General features: G+C 39.1%; 14 protein-coding genes. 6 read left to right on the forward strand and 8 right to left on the reverse strand.

The genetic code is table 11. The features are described from left to right. Nucleotides 1–17: 17 nt before the first annotated feature. Together JFU56_RS01600 and JFU56_RS01605 are read right to left on the reverse strand one after the other, a co-directional pair. The gene (locus tag JFU56_RS01600; RefSeq protein ID WP_017219822.1) at nt 18–200 is read right to left on the reverse strand and encodes a YnbE family lipoprotein; all 183 of its coding nucleotides are present in this window, start codon (nt 198–200) and stop codon (nt 18–20) included. A 9-nt stretch (nt 201–209) separates the two neighbouring features. Beyond that, a complete protein-coding gene (locus JFU56_RS01605; protein WP_198435535.1) occupies nt 210–2,804 on the reverse strand; it encodes a YdbH domain-containing protein in 2,595 nt (864 codons plus the stop codon). Nucleotides 2,805–3,052: 248 nt separating this feature from the next. Between JFU56_RS01605 and JFU56_RS23175 the strand changes: the two genes are divergently transcribed. Then, a complete protein-coding gene (locus JFU56_RS23175; protein ID WP_198435536.1) occupies nt 3,053–3,559 on the forward strand; it encodes a type II secretion system protein in 507 nt (168 codons plus the stop codon). Nucleotides 3,560–3,594: 35 nt separating this feature from the next. Next, nucleotides 3,595–3,846, forward strand: a complete 252-nt coding sequence (locus tag JFU56_RS01615) for a hypothetical protein (protein ID WP_019441056.1) — start codon at nt 3,595–3,597, stop codon at nt 3,844–3,846. A 23-nt stretch (nt 3,847–3,869) separates the two neighbouring features. On the opposite strand, the gene JFU56_RS01620 is transcribed toward JFU56_RS01615, so the two are convergent. Then, nucleotides 3,870–4,397 carry a M48 family metallopeptidase gene (locus JFU56_RS01620; protein ID WP_198435537.1) on the reverse strand — a complete coding sequence of 176 codons (528 nt, stop codon included), beginning with the start codon at nt 4,395–4,397 and terminating at the stop codon, nt 3,870–3,872. A 159-nt stretch (nt 4,398–4,556) separates the two neighbouring features. Between JFU56_RS01620 and JFU56_RS01625 the strand changes: the two genes are divergently transcribed. Further along, nucleotides 4,557–4,901 carry a YajD family HNH nuclease gene (locus tag JFU56_RS01625; RefSeq protein ID WP_019441058.1) on the forward strand — a complete coding sequence of 115 codons (345 nt, stop codon included), beginning with the start codon at nt 4,557–4,559 and terminating at the stop codon, nt 4,899–4,901. A gap of 132 nt (nt 4,902–5,033) precedes the next feature. On the opposite strand, the gene JFU56_RS01630 is transcribed toward JFU56_RS01625, so the two are convergent. Beyond that, nucleotides 5,034–6,353: a BamA/TamA family outer membrane protein gene (locus JFU56_RS01630; RefSeq protein ID WP_198435538.1), complete on the reverse strand. Its 1,320-nt coding sequence runs from the start codon at nt 6,351–6,353 to the stop codon at nt 5,034–5,036. Nucleotides 6,354–6,649: 296 nt separating this feature from the next. Here JFU56_RS01630 and JFU56_RS01635 point away from each other — a divergent pair, with 296 nt between their 5' ends. Further along, the gene (locus tag JFU56_RS01635; protein ID WP_198435539.1) at nt 6,650–7,474 is read left to right on the forward strand and encodes a DUF547 domain-containing protein; all 825 of its coding nucleotides are present in this window, start codon (nt 6,650–6,652) and stop codon (nt 7,472–7,474) included. Between the two features lie 42 nt (nt 7,475–7,516). Here the strand turns inward: JFU56_RS01635 and JFU56_RS01640 are convergent, their stop codons facing one another. The 3 genes from JFU56_RS01640 to hisA all read right to left on the reverse strand — a co-directional run bounded on the left by JFU56_RS01640 (nt 7,517) and on the right by hisA (nt 10,391). Further along, entirely contained in the window at nt 7,517–8,059 is a 543-nt protein-coding gene (locus JFU56_RS01640; protein WP_198435835.1) for a type II secretion system protein, read from the reverse strand. A 77-nt stretch (nt 8,060–8,136) separates the two neighbouring features. Further along, nucleotides 8,137–9,402, reverse strand: coding sequence for a DUF3391 domain-containing protein (locus JFU56_RS01645; protein WP_198435540.1), 1,266 nt, complete (start codon nt 9,400–9,402; stop codon nt 8,137–8,139). Between the two features lie 230 nt (nt 9,403–9,632). Next, entirely contained in the window at nt 9,633–10,391 is a 759-nt protein-coding gene (gene hisA, locus JFU56_RS01650) for a phosphoribosylformimino-5-aminoimidazole carboxamide ribotide isomerase (protein WP_198435541.1), read from the reverse strand. Nucleotides 10,392–10,763: 372 nt separating this feature from the next. On the opposite strand from hisA, the gene JFU56_RS01655 reads away from it, so the two are divergent. Both JFU56_RS01655 and JFU56_RS23180 read left to right on the forward strand, forming a co-directional pair. Next, complete coding sequence (locus tag JFU56_RS01655) at nt 10,764–13,679, forward strand: HD domain-containing phosphohydrolase (protein ID WP_198435542.1); 2,916 nt, start codon at nt 10,764–10,766, stop codon at nt 13,677–13,679. A 121-nt stretch (nt 13,680–13,800) separates the two neighbouring features. After that, entirely contained in the window at nt 13,801–14,307 is a 507-nt protein-coding gene (locus tag JFU56_RS23180; protein ID WP_198435543.1) for a prepilin-type N-terminal cleavage/methylation domain-containing protein, read from the forward strand. A gap of 419 nt (nt 14,308–14,726) precedes the next feature. On the opposite strand, the gene JFU56_RS01665 is transcribed toward JFU56_RS23180, so the two are convergent. After that, entirely contained in the window at nt 14,727–18,308 is a 3,582-nt protein-coding gene (locus JFU56_RS01665; RefSeq protein WP_198435544.1) for a methylmalonyl-CoA mutase family protein, read from the reverse strand. Between the last annotated feature and the right edge of the window lie 43 nt (nt 18,309–18,351).

An 18,351-nucleotide genomic window follows, 5' to 3' on the forward strand; every position in this document is an offset into this window, starting at 1 on the left:
TGTAAACTCCATTTTGGCTAGAATAACTCGTCATCGCTAAATACATCATCTAGCTCTTTATCAACTTTTACTTTGATTTCATGATCAATTTTTACATTTAAATTGATCACAATCGGTTTATCGGGAACGGCAAGCTGTACTGTTGGCGTACAACCAGCAATAAGTACAAGTAAACTTGCACTAAATAACAGTGCTTTCATATTATATCCTTATGGGTTATTCATTTTATCCAGTGCATCATACATCGAATCATTAATTCTTAAACTACGAAAAAGCTGTAATATATTTTCTTCATGAGAATAATTAAATTCAATCGGACGCTCAACACTTGGGTTACGCCCTTTAATATTAATTACTAACTTAGTATCTCCGCTTGGTTTAAAGTTCACATCACTGTGTAAGCGTTCGTAATGCAGATTTTCTAATAATTCTAACGCATAGCGTAATTGCGGTTGAGTAAGCTTTAGCTGATCGATAGTCACATTATCTTTAATTTGAATAATACCGCCCTGACCTTGCCCTTCGATTATGCCATCGGTTATCGATACCGCAGCTCCTTGCAGGACAAACGGTAAATCCGCCTTTAATAATCCAGTCACTTTCACGCCTGGAACTTGATATAATTCAATAGCCTCTGGTAAAGATAGGTTGCGAACCCGTATCTGACCAACAATATAATCAAAATCAGTAATTAACAATGGTAAAACGGAGACCTGACCTGAGAAAATCTCAGCAGTGGCATTATCAACCGCCACTTGCAACTGTCCATCTACTAGCGACACCAAGCCTGATACCGCTATATTATCAACCACTGGCCCCATATTTACGGCTGCTACATTACTATCAATTATGCACTTAGCCATTAATGAGGCCGCAATATCAGCATCCTTGCTATCCATGTTACAGCGCCAACTGGTTTTCAATTCTGAGGCGGTAATATCCTTAAAATGTGCACTGTCTGCCGTTAATTCACCGCTAAAATTTGCCGTCAAGTAAGGCTCTTTTGCATTTAAGTTCAACCTGTAGTCAAGCTTATTAGTGACGAGCGCAATGAAGTCTAATCCTTTCGGTAAAGGATATACATCGGTAATTAACGATGGGATATTTTGTACTGGTAGCTGCCATTGACCTTCCGCTTTAATTGGCTCGAGACCTAATAAACTCAAGGTATTTTGACTTTTTAGCACTGCATCATCGAGTTGCCAATCTGAGTTCAACACAAGCGTCTTGCTATTAAAGTCGACTTTATGCACGGCCGTTAGCGTCTTTATCTTATAGGTTTGTTGATATTGGTTATCCAGCAAGCTTGTTTCGAAAATGCTAGTAAAGGGTAACACCTTATTATTATTGATATTAATCTTTGTAGGTGTCCGTAATTCAACCGAAATATTGTCACTCGATATGTCGGTATAGTTAAACTGTTGCGCTGTTATCCTTGCTCGCTTAACAAGTAACTCAATCGGTAATGCCTTACTTGTCAGGTTTATTTTTGCATGCCCTTGCACTGCGACTTGTATCGGCATCGGCGCAAGTCCATCAACTACATTAATATATCGACTGTTACCATCAACAGTCATATCCCAGGCACTTTGCAAAAATTGCGGCGTCAGTAGTAGCTTATTCACTTGCAGCGCTAATTTATTTCCCGACATAGATATGGCAGTCGCGAGCTGTTGCGCAGTGACCTGCCAGTTTTTTATGTCGCGTTCTTGCATGTCTGATAATATGCTTAATTGTAAAGCTAACGGTAATTTCGGCGTGATAGTGACAGGCGTTAGTTTACTTTTTAGAAAAGGTTTTGTTTGTAGAGAGGCTTCTGTTTGCTGAAAAGGTTGGCATACGGTGTTTGTCATATTAACCAATGAGCCAAATAAAGCGCAGTTATCTGCAGACACTGTAATAGGATCTATATTAACCAAGTTTAAATCGACTGTATCTGCCAGCCAAGTATTATCCGCTAGTGTTAGTTCGGTGGTTAAGGTTAGGTTTACATTGGTGATTAAGGCTTGCTGCGCTTTCTTTAGCTCCCCATCATTAAGCCAAACAGATACCGCGACACGGTCTATCTTTTCAGGATTAAACGTCAGGTCGAGCTTGAGCGAACCAGATGGTAAGCCGGTAAACCCGGGAAATAGCAGACTTATTATTGGTTTCGTTTGCGCTAAGTCTGCAAGTAATGTACCGCGAACTTGTTTATTACGCCCTTTGCTAGTATTTGCATTACTGTCTTCGTTAATAGCATTATAATTAAATTTTGCCGTGAGTAATTGCTGCTCTTGTAGCCAAACAGAAAAACCAAACTCAGGCTGCGCGTCGTTATAACGATAGACAATATTTTTAACATCAAGGGTATTTAAGTTTAGGCTTGCCCAAGAATGTAATTTTCCCGTAGCAAAATCAGGTAAATTGTCACCTCGAACTGTAATATTGGTAATGTGCAGTTCGGGGACCCAACGAGGCAACGTAGGCATGAGCAGTGCTGTCGTTGTAGTGCTTGATTCAGCGTCAGTGGCTTGCACTTGAGTCGCTTGCTGAAACTGCAAATAATCTATGCTTAAATCTAGGTTAGCCAATGTGATGCTTTCAATAAACCAGGGCTGCTGTAAATCAAACTGCATCATTAAGCCGGTTAACTGCTCGACTTTAACACCGTAGTTGTTAGCAAAATGATTGCTCACTTTAATAATAATGTTTTCACGATAGCTAAAGGCAATGGCGACACTTAACATCATCAATATCGAGAAACCTAAGATCCAACGACTTAGATGAAATGATGCTTTTTTTACTTGCTGCTGTGTCGACATTAAAAAAATAATCCTTATAAATATAACTGTCTATCTAATTTAGTATCCTGAACTACAAGTGTAATCAAATCAAGTTGCTCATTCTGCCAACACAACTGTAAAAACGAAAGTATAATAATAATAGATATATCTATATAAACATACTTATTGATTTGCATTTAGCACCTTATTAATTAAACACAAGCCTTTAACACTATGTCTCATTTAGGTAATATCGCGCCACCCACATACAACCCTAAAGTGTTAGCATGAAGCATCGCGGTTTTACTCTCATCGAATTAGTCATTGTTATCATTGTACTAGGCATATTAGCAGCAACAGCAGTTCCTAAATTTATTAACTTACAAAACGATGCTGAAAAAGCGACATTAAGGGGACTTTCAGCTGGATTTAAAGGAGGGATTTCTATTATTTCTTCTAAACATAGACTTGAAGGTGAACCGGCGGTTATGACTGTAGGTGGTAATTTATTGTCTTTTCAATCTCATGCAACTCCAGATATTATAAATAATCCAGTTGCACACTTTGACGGTGTCTGTGTTTTGATTTGGGACTCTGCCGTAGACGGCATTTTAGCATCTACAAGTGATAGTAATGACAAAGTGCTCACGGCATTAGACTACAATGGTAATTTAGCCACTGTACGCTGCAATTATGCCTATAAAGATGTTGGCTCTATTTTATACAGTCAAGAAACTAACTCTATTTGCGTCCAATATACTGGAGATCCTGAGCCAGAAGCGTGTAAACTATAAATCAACTTCAATTCAGCTTTGATACAATGACTTAAATGGCAAAACCAAATAAGAAAGGCCCAACACAAACCGTTGAGATATTTTGCAGTAAATGTAAAGCACTGCTGTTTAAGTATCGTAAAGGTGGGAAAGGTAGTCTCGTGAAGTGTTTTAAAGAGCGTATCGTCACCGACTATTGCGAAACGCCCTGCACTTGCCCTAAGTGCGAGCAAGTGTTTGCCAGAGATACCTTGGTACGAGGCACCCCAGCCTACAAAATGGTGGGTGGTAAAGTAACAATGAAATAATAACTGAGTAGGCAAAGTTCTGCTTAGTTATAAATCTCACCGCGAAATTCCACTTGCGTTAAATACAAACGCATTTCGAACTCGAGCTGATGATAATCAGGTAACATGTGCTGACAAAGCTTATAGAAGGCTTTGTCGTGGTTTTTCTCTTTCACGTGTGCCAGCTCATGTACTGTGATCATTTGCAGAAATGCTTCAGGGCAACGTCTAAACATATCACTAATACGGATCTCGTTTTTACTCTTTAATTTATTACCCTGCACACGTGAGACAAACGTATGTAAACCCAGCGCATTATTCACCACATGAATTTTAGGATCATAAATGATCTTACTGATCGGTGATGATTTCTTTAAATAATTGTTCTTCAAATCCATCACAAACTCACGCAATTTCTTATCATTGGTTATATCGTGGGTTTGCGGATATTTAGTTAATAAGAACTTACCGAGTGTATCTTGTTCTAACATCTGTTTTACTTGGCTTTTAACTTGATCTGAATAAGCCGTTAGGTATTTAAGTGCAGTTGAATCTATTTTTGAAGTGGACATAAGTAACTAGATGCTGGTAATTTGAATAACGCCTATTTTACCTTATCCTCTGCTAATCTGATAGTCTATTACAGGCTTAAATGACAAGGTTAAATAAGCAGTTGATCAGCGTTCGATATACTTTTACAATAACCTTTTTATAATTATGGATGCACAGTTATGTCATCAGATACTTTAGGTACCAGCGCAGTTTACAAGCGTATGGAACAAGGCTATCGCGAGAAAGCCCTTAAGTTATTCCCATGGATATGTGGCCGTTGTACACGCGAATTTGTTTATTCTAACTTAAGAGAGCTAACGGTTCACCACATGGACCATGATCACAGTAACAACCCGAATGACGGTAGCAACTGGGAATTACTCTGCTTATATTGCCATGACAACGAGCATTCAAAATATACTGAGCACGATCAGTATGCGACAGAAGTTGAAGCTGGCGATAACAACCAAGAGTCAGCGACATACAACCCTTTCGCAGATTTAAAGTCGATGTTCAAAAAGTAACATTACTTTAAATAGTAAATGCTGATGATAACTTGTATATCGTAGATACTAAAAAGCCGTAATTACACTACCTCAAACGGGGTCATAATTACGGCTTTTCTATATCATCACAAGTCTATAAAGACGGCACCACTAGAATGGCTGGTTAACCATAAACCACATTTGTGCTTCTTCTTCACTTTTCGCATAATCAATACGCACGACAACGCCTTCAACGTTAAAGCGTAAGCCTAAGCCAGCCGTCCATTTAAGATCATCATGTAACTCAGCCATATCAAAACTATCAGCTACCTGGCCAGTTTCAACAAATGCACTCCACTGCCACCACGGGAAGCTATAAAACGGTAAGTTATGCAGCGGTTGCCAATGTGGCTTTACGCGGTATTCAGCGCTATATGCGACAGCACTTCGACTGTAGAACTGACCTGATGAATAACCACGTAAGCGGTTGAATCCGCCAAGCTTAATACCGGCGAAAGAAGGTGGACGGTGCATATCTCCGGTCCCACTACCACTTTCCCAAGTAGGGGTGTCAGCAAGATAATAATTAAACGCTAAGACTTGCTCTTTAAACAGCACATTTTCATCAAGCGGCACGAAAGCACTTTGCTCAATTTCCCATGTGGTCCAGCTATTACGCTCGTCATCACCAAAGTCACGGCGCACTGTGAATCGAGTTTGACTACCCGACTCCGTATCACCAACACTGTCGCGATTATCCCAATTAAACTGTAACTCTAAGCCTTGCGCAGCATCAGGTAGATGATCATAATTAGTCACATCACGCTTCTGCTGAAATGGCGTTATGTTAATACTGGTAACGCCAGATTCGAGCGGGTTAAACGTTATATCACCACGCTCCTGCCTTAAACTACGAGCACCGCCATTAGCCCCTAAACCCCAAGGTAATACATATTTAGCATTAACTCGTAACGATGATTCAGTTCCTTCGGCAATGATCTTATTCGTTGCAAGCGGATCGTTTGGCGTTCTTGCAGCAGGAACATAATAAATACCATTACTCAAGTAGCTACTGTAATATTCAGCTGAAAACAACCACTGCTTTAAACCTGGTAAGGCATAATTATTAAGTCCGACAAAACCAATATAACTGTCGTTTTCACTGTATAAACCTAGACCAAATATCGATGCTTGCGGTTGCCCTGCATGCTTAATAATACCGGACACACCAACTGCAGTACCCAATTGTTCTGTTGATATAATAAAAGGCACACCAGCGACTTCAGTATCAAAGTGAGGCATAGCTGTTACTTGCTCTGCATTTGAACTGACAGTAGCATCACTACTTTCAGTACTGTTTCCCGCACTATTTTCCACACTGCTTTCGCTAGTATTCTCAATGTTATTTTTTGTAGTTTCTTCGGCATTCACCGACGTCGGCACCAGTAATGCGCTACATAACAGTGAGGCACAGATATTCTTATAAGACACTAATACTCCAAAGGGATCGTAAATAAAGGCAGTGATCAAGATAGCTCAGGAAGATAGCCCAAAATTATCTATTTGTACACGGTAGTAAGCCACTAAACAGCTACTTCAATCTAATTAATTATTAAACATAATCAATTACAACAAACTCTGATTATTTTATCCTCTTATGTAAATAACTGTATCCTTCACACTATTAATCTATGATTAAGGATAATAATTTAAACTCGTGTTATAGAATAAATACGAGAGTAAATTGAAATGTTCCAGTGATTTTAGATAGAAATACAAGGTTAATAATGAAAACAGTATTTTTAAGTTTATTCATTATACTCACGAGTAGTTTTTACTCGACGGTGAGTATTGCGAAGCCATTATCCTATTGGGATAAAAGTGTTCCCTCAATGGAGCAAGATATTGATCATAGCCAGTGGCAGCAAATTCTAAATCGCTACTTAATCGTTGGTAAGGACGAGACTGCTATTAACTTGTTCAATTACCAAAGTGTCACTAGCGCAGATAAAGTCATCCTTAAACAATACCTTACTCAATTGCAAAGTATCAACCCGTTGTTGCATACCAAATCTCAGCAGCAAGCTTATTGGATCAATTTATATAACGCGCTAACCGTACAGTTGATACTCGATAACTATCCAGTCAAATCGATTACTAAACTCGGTGAACGTTTCTTTTCTTTTGGTCCCTGGGATGACGATGCGGCAAAAGTTAATGGCAAGACTTTAACGCTAAATGATATAGAGCATGAAATACTGCGTCCAATCTGGCAAGACCCACGTATTCATTATGCAGTTAATTGTGCAAGTTATGGCTGTCCTAACTTATCAGCAACAGCCTTTACATCCCAAAATGTAGAGCAACAGTTAACAGCAGGCGCTTATGCTTATATCAATCACCCACGAGGCGTCACAGTTAAAGGCAGTGATTTGGAAGTATCAAGTATCTATGAGTGGTATGCGGAGGACTTTGGCGATAATGAAAAAGCGTTGGTTAAGCATTTACAGCGCTATGCAAATCCAACATTAAAGCAAGCTTTGCTGATGTTTCAACAAAGCCCTGGAGATATAGATTATGAGTATGATTGGCGCTTAAATAAAGCTGAGTGATAAACTTTTAATGAAAAGGATTCATCGTGATGAATCCTGCCGCTATGAAGTATGAGTTGTCACGCGGCCGGTATTAGAATCATAACGGATATATAATTCAAGATTACTTGTTCTTTTATATAAACACACTCCAGCAGGTTCGAGTGCATCAACCATAGGCCCATAAAAAGCAGTGAAATCATCACCATACCCTGTGTCTAGATCTAATGTATTACTACCCGTATTCAAGATCGTATTCCACAATGAGGCACAATCAGCAACATTCCTCGTTTCAATTGTAGTCTCAGAACCAACAAAGCTCTGTGCAGGCCAGCCATCTTCAGTAAAGTCAATTTGCCCTGCAGTCCCCACCCCATAAAGTTGAACATCATTGTTTAACTCTACGACAGTTGAAGAACCCATGATAATCCATTTACTGTGCGCTAGATTAACCGCACTTTGCAATGCTCCACCAGTACCCTCGACAACGGCAATATCGGCGTCATCGGCGAGGTTTAAAAATTTAGGTAATGCGGTTGCAGATAAAACCCCAAGTACAATAATCACAATAACTAATTCAATTAGGGTAAAACCACGTTGATGCATTTTCAAAATTTAAACCTTTCTAACAACTAAACAGCTGCACATTATAGTGCAATAGCTCTAACTTTATAAGTGTTATCTTATCTTTCGCTTTTCGAACTTTCAAAATAATAACTAATACGGCTTCTCGGATTAAGATATTCAAAAATTGCTTCTGGTAATTTATCTGGCTTAATCACAGCAGTAATAGATAATTTACGCTCTTCCAAGTCAATAATCGGCGCTTCAGCTCGGGGGACTTCTGCATCATAAATTAGAATATTAGGATATAGTAATCGATCAGAATTCACTGATATAACCATGCCTATTTGATCATTAGATAAACGAACAACACTCCCTGGAGGATAGATACCGAGTACTTTAACTAATAGTTTTAAATCACTATTGTTATATTTATTTACGTTATTTTTATATAACCAAGATAGTGCGTTAGACGGCACCCTCGCCTTACTGATATCTGCCGGATGACAAAGGGTATCATATTTATTAACCACACTAACAAGTTGCGCAAATGCGTCAATATCATCCCCCGCTAAACCTTTAGGGTAACCGCTACCATCTAATAGTTCATGGTGTTGGGCAATAATGGCTTTCGCTGAATCGGGGAAAGTATCCACTAAATTAACAATATCAAGCCCATACTTAGGGTGTAGGTTCAGAAAATTCTGCTCAGCACTAGTAAGTGGTGTCTTTTTACGTAAAATTTGCGGTGGTATTTTCAACTTACCCATGTCATGAAACAGTGCACCCATACCAATATTTTTTATGACACTAGCATCTAAATTTTTCATTCTAGCCAGTAACATAGCGAGCACGGATACATTTAATGAATGGTAGTAAATGTTTTCATTTTCTTTAGCTTCACTCATCAAATGCAAAACAATATGCTCTTCTTTTAATAACGAATCAACCATATTGCCAATAAGTTGCTCTGCATCCTCAATAGCATTCAATGGTCGACTTGATAGCTTAGTCATCAAAGAGCGAACTTGAGTCATTGCCGATTGAAAGTTTTTTTCAGTTTTGGTTATGCGTCGTCGATGGCTCTTTAATTTTTCAATACCTTGCTGTTTTCTCTCCCATAACTCACGTCTGATTTTCTCAAGATCGATTGTAGGATCAAGCTCGGGTTTAGAGCCTAACTTCTGAACCGGTAACAAGCCATTATCACTGCGTTTTGGATAAACAGTCACGTGTGAAATACCAAGCTTGCGTATAAGCAAGATTTGTTCTTTCGAATCAACTTTAAAATTATTGAACATGAAAGGATGATCACACCAACCCAATGGTAACTTTACGTAATTACCGACTTGGATACGATCAACTGAAACTTTAATACCACTCATAATAAACCATAGACCATTACAGAATGGCCATTTTAGTGGAACAACCTAATATTTTAAAGATGTTTTTATTGGATGGGAACGATAATAATATTTATCATTGATTTTAATCATGCATTACACCGGAATAGTACATGATTAATTGCTGACAGATAGAGGGAAATATAGAGATATAAATAGGTTAGCAGGCGTTATCTAGCAAAGAGACAACTTACCTGCTGTTCGGATAAATACTAATGTGCTAGATTCCAATCAATGCATTGCTGTAGCGTTATTCCACTACCACCAAATATATCCAACGCACTGCCAATCGTTAAATCAACCTTACCACTTGATAACCGATCAACTAAGACCAAATCCTCGATACTGCGCGCGCCACCAGCATAGGTCACAGGTATTGTTGCACATTGACCTAATAAACCAACAAGTTCTTGATCGATACCATTTTGCAGCCCTTCAACGTCAGCAGCATGAATCAGAAATTCAGCACAATGCTCAGAAAGCTGATGTAATGTATCGGCGTTGACAACGGTATCCGTCACGGTTTGCCAACGATTAGTCGCAATGTTCCAACCTTGTGCCGTTTTTCTGCAACTCAGATCTAAAATCAAATGCTCTTTACCGACAGCCGCTTTCAACTGCGCTAATTTATCCCAGCTAAATTCATTACCATCAAACAAGTATGACGTCACAATGACATGGGAAGCCCCAGCCTCTATATATTTAGCTGCATTGGTTAAGTTAACACCACCACCAAACTGCAAACCACCAGGCCATGCTTGTAATGCGTTTAATACTTCAGATTCATTATTTGGGCCTAGCGCAATGACATGACCACCACGTAAGTCGTGTTGACGGTAAATATCGGCGTAATAAGCCGCATCATATTGGCTAATAAAATTAGTTGCAGCACCTTGTTCATTCAAGCTACCACCAACAATTTGCTTTACTTTTCCCTGGTGTAAATCAATACAAGGACGAAACTGAGTCAAAACAACACTCCTCTGTTAAAGACAAAACGATCAATTCCTGATCATTGAACACGCTAAGTATAAAAATATAACTGACAGTATAACCACAATATAAACGTAATGCGGTGATTTTCAGCATTTTAAATAGTTAATGGTACTGTCATAAAGAATTGTTAAATTAGAGTTAAAAATCGAATCAAAACACTTACATTATATGATACCCTCCCATTGGTAACCCATAAGAGTTAGTTGTGACACATAGTTGTGAAAATAGTGTAAAAAGCACTGCTGATTCAGTGACATATTGCACTAGCCTAGCGACATAAAATTCTAGCCTAATGGCTTACAACGTTATTTACCCAAAATATATGTACTACATACTCGGAGCTAGATTTGCAAAAGATTAAATTATCACTGACTAATTATACTGCCATTGCCTTCTCAGTATTTCTATTTATCACGATCAGTATATTAATTTCAATCAGTTATAATCGTATGTCAGAGATGGCTCAAAACTCTGTATCACAACAGTTCCAACGTTATGTCGACGATATCTACACTTCAGTGAGTTATAAATATAGACCCATCACTCAACTTTTTGGTTACCTGAGTACTAGCGCTGATTGGGATCACGAGCAAGCCGCTGATATCAGCTTAATCAAAGCAATAGACCTGACTCGATATCTCGCCAAAGATACCTTAACGAATTCCATTTACATGGGTTTCCCAAATGGCGATCTGTTAGGTGCTCATAAACTCAGTTCTAAAACTAAACAGTACTATTATGATGCACCTGAACACGCTAAATTTGTCATCGAAACACTAACCTATAAGCAAGTAAATTCAAATGAACTGACTCGCGTTTATCTCAGCAACAGTTTTGACATCATTGATACAACAGTAACTAAAAACGATACATTAAATATATCTGAACGGGCTTGGTACAAAATTGGCAAACAGAGTCCAAATCTCGTGCCAACACCAGTATACAAAGATTTAAGAACCAATGAAGATTCGTTGACCTTGGTACAAAGGCACAAGTTTTCCGATGTTGTTATCGCCACCGACCTGAATATTAGAACCATCGTCGATAGTCTAAAAGCCTCTGATTTAAGTGATGATGCTATACGTGTATTATTTGGTGACAAAGGCCAATTTGTTGTTTATCACAATAGCGATAGCCGTTTTTCAAATTTCAATGACACAACGGATGATGTGGGTCTCAATGACTTATTGCAAAGAGATAAAATTAAATCCATCATTAAAAATAATCTGAATAAAAAGAAGCTTTTCACCTTTCATTTCAAAGGTAAAGAATGGCTCGCACAAAGTCATACAATCAATTTTATGCAGAACAACAATGCACGTCTTCTCATTGCAGTGCCTAAAGATAGTATATTAGGCCCATCAAAAAAAATGCTCCATGAAACGATGTTAATACTCGTTTCAGTCGGTTTGTTATTCATTCCATTAAGCTGGTTATTCAGTCGCGTATTAACACGACCTCTACGTACACTCTCAGTGCAAATTAAACAAGTTACTGCGCTGGATGTATCTGAAACAACAACAAAAATATCTCATATTGAAGAAATCGCTGAACTGCAACTCTCTACAGCTAAAATGAGAAAAACACTAGATGATTTTTTACGCTTACTTACTATGCTTTCAAATGAACAAGATATTCATAGCCTATTAGAAAAAACCTGTGATAAGGCCAGCGTAATGCTCGATGCTGATAGTGCTTTTGTATATTTAAAATCTGAAGAGGATGGCAACATTTTAGAGCCCTTTATTTTACATACTCAAGATGCCAAAATTAATGCAGATATAACACAGTGCCCTCGCCTCTCGACACAGTGGCCGTATGAAAAATTAAGAAACAATGTCAATGTGAAGGACATTCAATTTAATCTTATCCATCCAATGCTTAAAACTGCGTTAATTAAAGCAGGAATACACCCAGAAAACAGTAATGTTTATACGTTAACCATTCCTTTGGTCGATCGCAGCGGCAGTATTCTCGGTCTCATTGGTTTTAGTTACGATCAATGCCTTGATGGAGAAGAACTAACGCATGTCATGGGCGTGGCAAAAGCATTATCTGATTTTGTTTCACTCTCTTTTGAAGGCCAGGACTTAATAGCCAAACAAAAAGACTTACTCAATTCATTTATCAAATTAATTGCTGGCGCGATTGATACGAAATCACCTTACACAGGCGCTCACTGCCAGCGTGTACCAGAACTTGCAAGTATGCTCGCAGCCGAGGCATCTAAATCAACACAAAGGCAGTTCAGTAAATTCAATTTGGACTCAGAAGGCTGGGAGCAGCTCAATATCGCGGCATGGTTACATGACTGCGGTAAGGTAACGACACCTGAGTATATAATAGATAAAGCAACAAAGTTAGAGACTATTTATAATCGTATTCATGAAGTTAGAATGCGTTTTGAAGTACTTATCCGCGATGCTCAGATTCAAGCATTGACGGCTATATCACAAGGTGAATGCGCAAAACAAACCAACAATATCCTGGCTGGAAATATAGCTCAAATTGAAGATGACTTTGCATTCATCGCTAAGTGTAATCTCGGTGAAAATAAGATTGATGACGATGCGGTAGCCAGAATTGAATCAATCTCTCAGCAGACTTGGTTACGCTTCCTTGACGACGAACTTGGGCTTTCTCCCGCTGAACGATCACAAAAAAATAGAATAGCATCTATCACACTCCCTACCATGGAACCCGTGTTGTCAGATCGCGCTGAACACATGATTTCACATATAGATAACTCATTGGAATTAGAAGCTCACTTACGCTTTAACATGAAACGTCCGCTACAACGTAATAACCTGGGCGAACTGCATAACCTCATGATCCAACGTGGCACCATTAATGCTGAAGAACGCTACGTCATTAACCACCACGTAATCCAAACAATCACAATGCTGGAGCAACTGCCGTTACCACCCCATCTAAGCCGAGTACCAGAGATCGCAGGTGGTCATCACGAACAATTAAATGGTCGCGGTTATCCACGAGGTTATAAAGAAGATGAAATATCACTTGAAGCACGTATATTAGCTATTTCAGATGTATTTGAGGCATTAACAGCCAGCGATAGACCTTATAAAACAGCTAAATCACTGAGCCAAAGTATTAAAATATTAAGCTTTATGAGTAAAGACAGACATATAGACAGCGATTTATTTAAACTATTTTTGAGTTCCGGAATTTATCTTGATTATGCACACAAATATCTTAAACCAGAGCAAATTGATCATGTTGATATTTCAGAATATTTATAGCTTAAGTAAATTATAATATAGCGAATGCAATATAGTGTAAACAACCTAGTCATTTAGTAGTACTAGCTGTGATAATCGCGCAAACAAACATATAGACGCGATAAATAGCTAGGATATAACAATGAAAAAAAATGGGTTTACCTTAATTGAATTGGTGATCGTCATCATTATTCTAGGCGTTTTAGCTGCGACAGCAGTACCAAAGTTCATTAATTTACAAAGCGATGCACGTATAGCTACGCTAGAAGGCGTTGAGGGGGCAATATTATCAGCAAATAATATTGTTTATAGCAAAGCAGTTATACAAGGTATTGAAAATACCAAAGGCGCAATCTCAACAGGTAGCAGTGCATTAGCAAGGTCAGTCACGTCGACTTCTGAAAACAGTATCGATACGTTTAATGGTAACATTGTCATGACACCGGATAACTTAAGAAAAGCCATGACAACATCACTTCACATTGTTGAAGCACTTGATGGTGAAGAGCCAAACGCAGATACAACTGTTTATCTTTCTATTGATATGACGACAAGTGACGATATTCTAGAAAGTGAATGCTTTGTTGGCGTCGCAAATGACGGCGAAGACGGAAGCCTTTACTTTGTTGGGGATAAATCAAACTGTTAATTCTAGATACTAAATGAGGTTTTTTCTATACGCTAGAAACTAAAACGCCATCTACAGAGAGATGGCGTTAAATTTTGAATTCCTAGATATTAGTAACCTAAGTGTCTTGGGTAAGTGAATTTTGTGTTATATAAATCACCGAAAACAGGAGTTGCAGGTACTGAATTTTTCATAGGTCTCACCTTCTAAATCATTAATCAAAAATTGAACCTCGTGGCTCAGTTGATCTCGGTTCCTTGGAGGCGGTTTAACGGACTCATCCTTTGAGCATTTTTCTATCTTCTTTTTCAGAAGATGTGACCAATGTAACATAAATAATTCATTACGCAAGCTTTCATTTGAAACCAATCACATAATCAAACAAATAAACTAGACTTTTAGCGACCTAATTGTGTTTCCTTTCAGTCTGAAACAACAATCTACATATTTCTACGATATTTACCTCCAGTCAAATACAACACATCAGTTAACTGAGATAAACTCGCATAAGGCACCGCATTCATCAGCACAGCAAAGCTATTATCACCAGCCAATAATCCCGTCCTCATCGTATCCAATAACAACGCAGCCTGCAGTTTATGCTGTAACTTAAATTGTAATACACTGTCTATTTGTTGCTGCTTCTTAGTTTCACTACAACGCACTAATTCTTTATCATTTAATGGTGTCGTTTCATGCTGTTCTGGATCTCTGGACATGCAATTAACCCCCACCATATCAAGTTCGGCAGTGCCTTTTAACTTCTCGTAATACATGCTTTGCTGTTGTATTTGGGTGCGTTGATAACCAGTTTCAATTGCGCCAAGCACCCCACCACGACGGGCTAAGCGATTAAATTCGCCATAGACGGATTCTTCAACAAGATCGGTTAACTGCTCGATAATATAACTACCTTGCAAAGGATTTTGATTTTTATTTAAGCCAAACTCACGATTAATAATGGATTGAATCGACAGCGCACGATAGACGGAGTTTTCCGTCGGTGTCGTGATCGTTTCATCATATGCATTTGTATGTAAGCTATTGCAGTTATCACACAACGCATACATAGCTTGTAGACTCGTGCGTATATCATTCAAATCAATTTCTTGTGATTGCAGGCTGCGACCAGATGTTTGGATGTGATACTTTAATTTTTGGCTACGCTCATTGGCCTTATAGACTGATTTTAATGTTCTTGACCATATCCGTCGTGCAACGCGTCCTATCACGGCATATTCAGGATCCATACCATTACTAAAGAAAAAACTAAGTCGTGGTGCAACATCGTCAATATCCAAACCTTGCGCTAAATAATACTCTAATAACGTAAAACCATTCGCCAATGTAAAGGCCAGCTGCGTGATGGGGTTCGCCCCCGCTTCACCAATGTGATAGCCACTCACTGACACTGGGTAAAACTTCTCAATCGCGTTTTCACTAAAGTAACCTTGCATATCAGCCATTAACTTTAGTGAGAAATCGAGTGAGAAAATACACTCATTTTGCGCGATCTCTTCTTTTAAAATATCAGCTTGCAGTGTGCCTCTGACTTTTTGATAAGTCGCGCTTTTCAATAACATGTATTCCGTTTCTAAGCCAAGTAATTCACTCATTAACACCTGACCAGAAATGCCGAGTAATTTAAGCCCTAGACCTTCATGCCCTTGCGGCAACTCACCGCGATACACAGGCCGTTGTTTTGCCGTCATGCCTGTAGAAGTTAAATAGCGAGTTATGTGTTTGTTAGCTTTTGACCATAATTTCATTTTAGTTAAATAGAGTTCAACTTGTTGATCTATCGCGGTGTGTAAAAACCACGCCATCAGGACGGGTGCAGGGCCGTTAATCGTCATAGATACCGACGTGCCAACATCACAGAGGTCGATGCCAGAATACAGTATTTTCATATCATCGAGCGTCGCTATGGATACCCCAGACATACCAATACACGCAAACACATCTGGACTTAAAGCAGGATCGTGACCGTAAAGGGTATTAGGATCGAACGCCGTTGATAAGCGAATCGATTTTTGCCCTTTAATCAAATAATGAAAACGCTTATTGGTATCTTCAGCTAAGCCTTCTCCGGCAAACATCCGTGTAGGGTCTTCATCATTATGCCTTTTGGGGAAAACGCCCGCGGTATAAGGAAACTGCCCAGGGCAATTTTCATTCAGTAAAAACGCCGTTATATTATCCCAATGTCGCTCACTTGGTTTCACCACATGGGGGATAACAGTGCCGCTTAAACTCACAAAGTGATCTTTATGTTCACCATACGTTTGATGAGAATCGATGGTATCAACACCCTCTTCAATTCGTTTTAATGCCAACTCATCTTCGTCTCTGAACCAAGCCAATAACGCATGTCTAAGTGGCACTGACAGCTTAGCTAAAAGCTTGTTATAACGTGCTCGTAACGGTGGTAAGATCATTTTTAGCGAAGCATCTGTGACTAGAAAACTGTGCTCATCAGATTCATTGGCTATATCAGCCTGTGGGTAGCGCCCTAGTTTAGTCGGTAAACAAGGATCGCCGAGATCAGCTAACACTTGATAACAACTATGCAGTTCCCGTACTTGTGCTATTTGCTGCGCATTCGTATCGCTTAATTCTGCGTAATGATTATAGATACGCGTTAAATAATCCGGATGTTGTAAATTTAACTGACTTGCGGATAGCGTCCAATCATAACGGGGATAATGCGTGAGTACTTGTTGATATATTTTTTCAATATCAGGCTGTGTGGCAAAAGGTAACTGAGTGCCATATTTGGCCTTGAATTCGGTCATCAAAAATGCGATAAATCGATTAAAACCATGATCGTCATAGTGACTTGCGACCATCGGAAATACAGGCAGGCCATGACTCGCAGCATGCTTTACTTGCTGATTAAAGCGCCACTGTTGTTGTACGTCATTAAACGCATCTTCACTGCCTTGTTGATCTGCTTTATTCAGCACCACAGCATCGGCATATTGTAACATTTCAATTTTTTCTAGCTGACTACTCGCACCATAATCCTTGGTCATGAGATAAAGACTAAAATCAACCAGATCAACTATCGCGCTATCGCTTTGACCAATACCCGCAGTCTCAACTAACACCAGATCAAAGCCCTGGCTAATCAATATCGGCACACAAGTTTGTAACGATTGGCTGACCGACACATTAGCTTGTCGTGTGGCCATCGACCGCATAAATAACCGTTCGTGCGGTAAAGTGTTTATGCGAATCCGATCGCCGAGCAAAGCCCCCCCCGTTTTTTGTGCACTGGGATCCACGGCTAAATAGGCAATCTTAATATCAGGATAAAGCTGTAATAATGCCGCTAATAGTTCATCAATAAAGGTGCTTTTACCCGCTCCGCCTGTACCAGTAATCCCCATTACCACGCTTTTATTTACACCTTCAGGAGCTGGCAACAATACAGGTACAGCACTTGCTTTACTGCTATTAGCTTTACCACTATCATTAGCAATACTATTTATCGCTAATCTGTCTTGCTCAATAGCAGTGATTAACTGTCCTAAATACAAATCCGTTACAGGTTTTCGTGTTAATTTTTTAAGCTTAAATTTTGCGGTTGTTTTAGGTTTAACCGCGATTAAACGGCTTAATAAATCACTTATCATCTCATCTAAACTCAATACATCATCACTGGTATAAACGCGTGTAATGCCTTGCTCTTCTAATCTTCTCGCTTCAGCAGCAGAAATCGTCGCACCACCGCCCACGAATATTGCTGGTTTAGCGCCGACGTCGGCCAGACTAGATAATAAATAACCGAAATAAGCGTTATGCCCACCTTGATAGGAACTCATCGCAATGGCATCAACATCTTCTTGTAAGGCTGCAGTCACCACATCATGCACAGAGCGGTTAATGCCTAAGTGGATAACTTCAACGCCTCGCGCTTGTAATAACCGTCGTACAATATTAATTGCCGCGTCATGACCGTCAAATAGACACGTCGCAGTTAAAATGCGCAAAGGGAACTTGGTTGAAGTCATTTTCATCGTTCTTCACTCCGTATTTTTTATAAAACATTCTTGCTAACAA

The sequence above is a fragment of the Moritella sp. F3 genome (genome assembly GCF_015082335.1).
Taxonomy (GTDB): Bacteria; Pseudomonadota; Gammaproteobacteria; order Enterobacterales; family Moritellaceae; genus Moritella.

Coding starts and splice junctions, on each gene's coding strand:
- JFU56_RS01635 (WP_198435539.1), top strand. CDS start 6,650: ATGAAAACAGTATTTTTAAGTTTATTCATTATACTCACGAGTAGTTTT.
- JFU56_RS01600 (WP_017219822.1), bottom strand. CDS start 200: ATGAAAGCACTGTTATTTAGTGCAAGTTTACTTGTACTTATTGCTGGT.
- JFU56_RS23175 (WP_198435536.1), top strand. CDS start 3,053: ATGAAGCATCGCGGTTTTACTCTCATCGAATTAGTCATTGTTATCATT.
- JFU56_RS01615 (WP_019441056.1), top strand. CDS start 3,595: ATGGCAAAACCAAATAAGAAAGGCCCAACACAAACCGTTGAGATATTT.
- JFU56_RS01625 (WP_019441058.1), top strand. CDS start 4,557: ATGTCATCAGATACTTTAGGTACCAGCGCAGTTTACAAGCGTATGGAA.
- JFU56_RS23180 (WP_198435543.1), top strand. CDS start 13,801: ATGAAAAAAAATGGGTTTACCTTAATTGAATTGGTGATCGTCATCATT.
- JFU56_RS01620 (WP_198435537.1), bottom strand. CDS start 4,397: ATGTCCACTTCAAAAATAGATTCAACTGCACTTAAATACCTAACGGCT.
- JFU56_RS01605 (WP_198435535.1), bottom strand. CDS start 2,804: ATGTCGACACAGCAGCAAGTAAAAAAAGCATCATTTCATCTAAGTCGT.
- JFU56_RS01665 (WP_198435544.1), bottom strand. CDS start 18,308: ATGAAAATGACTTCAACCAAGTTCCCTTTGCGCATTTTAACTGCGACG.
- JFU56_RS01645 (WP_198435540.1), bottom strand. CDS start 9,402: ATGAGTGGTATTAAAGTTTCAGTTGATCGTATCCAAGTCGGTAATTAC.
- JFU56_RS01640 (WP_198435835.1), bottom strand. CDS start 8,059: ATGCATCAACGTGGTTTTACCCTAATTGAATTAGTTATTGTGATTATT.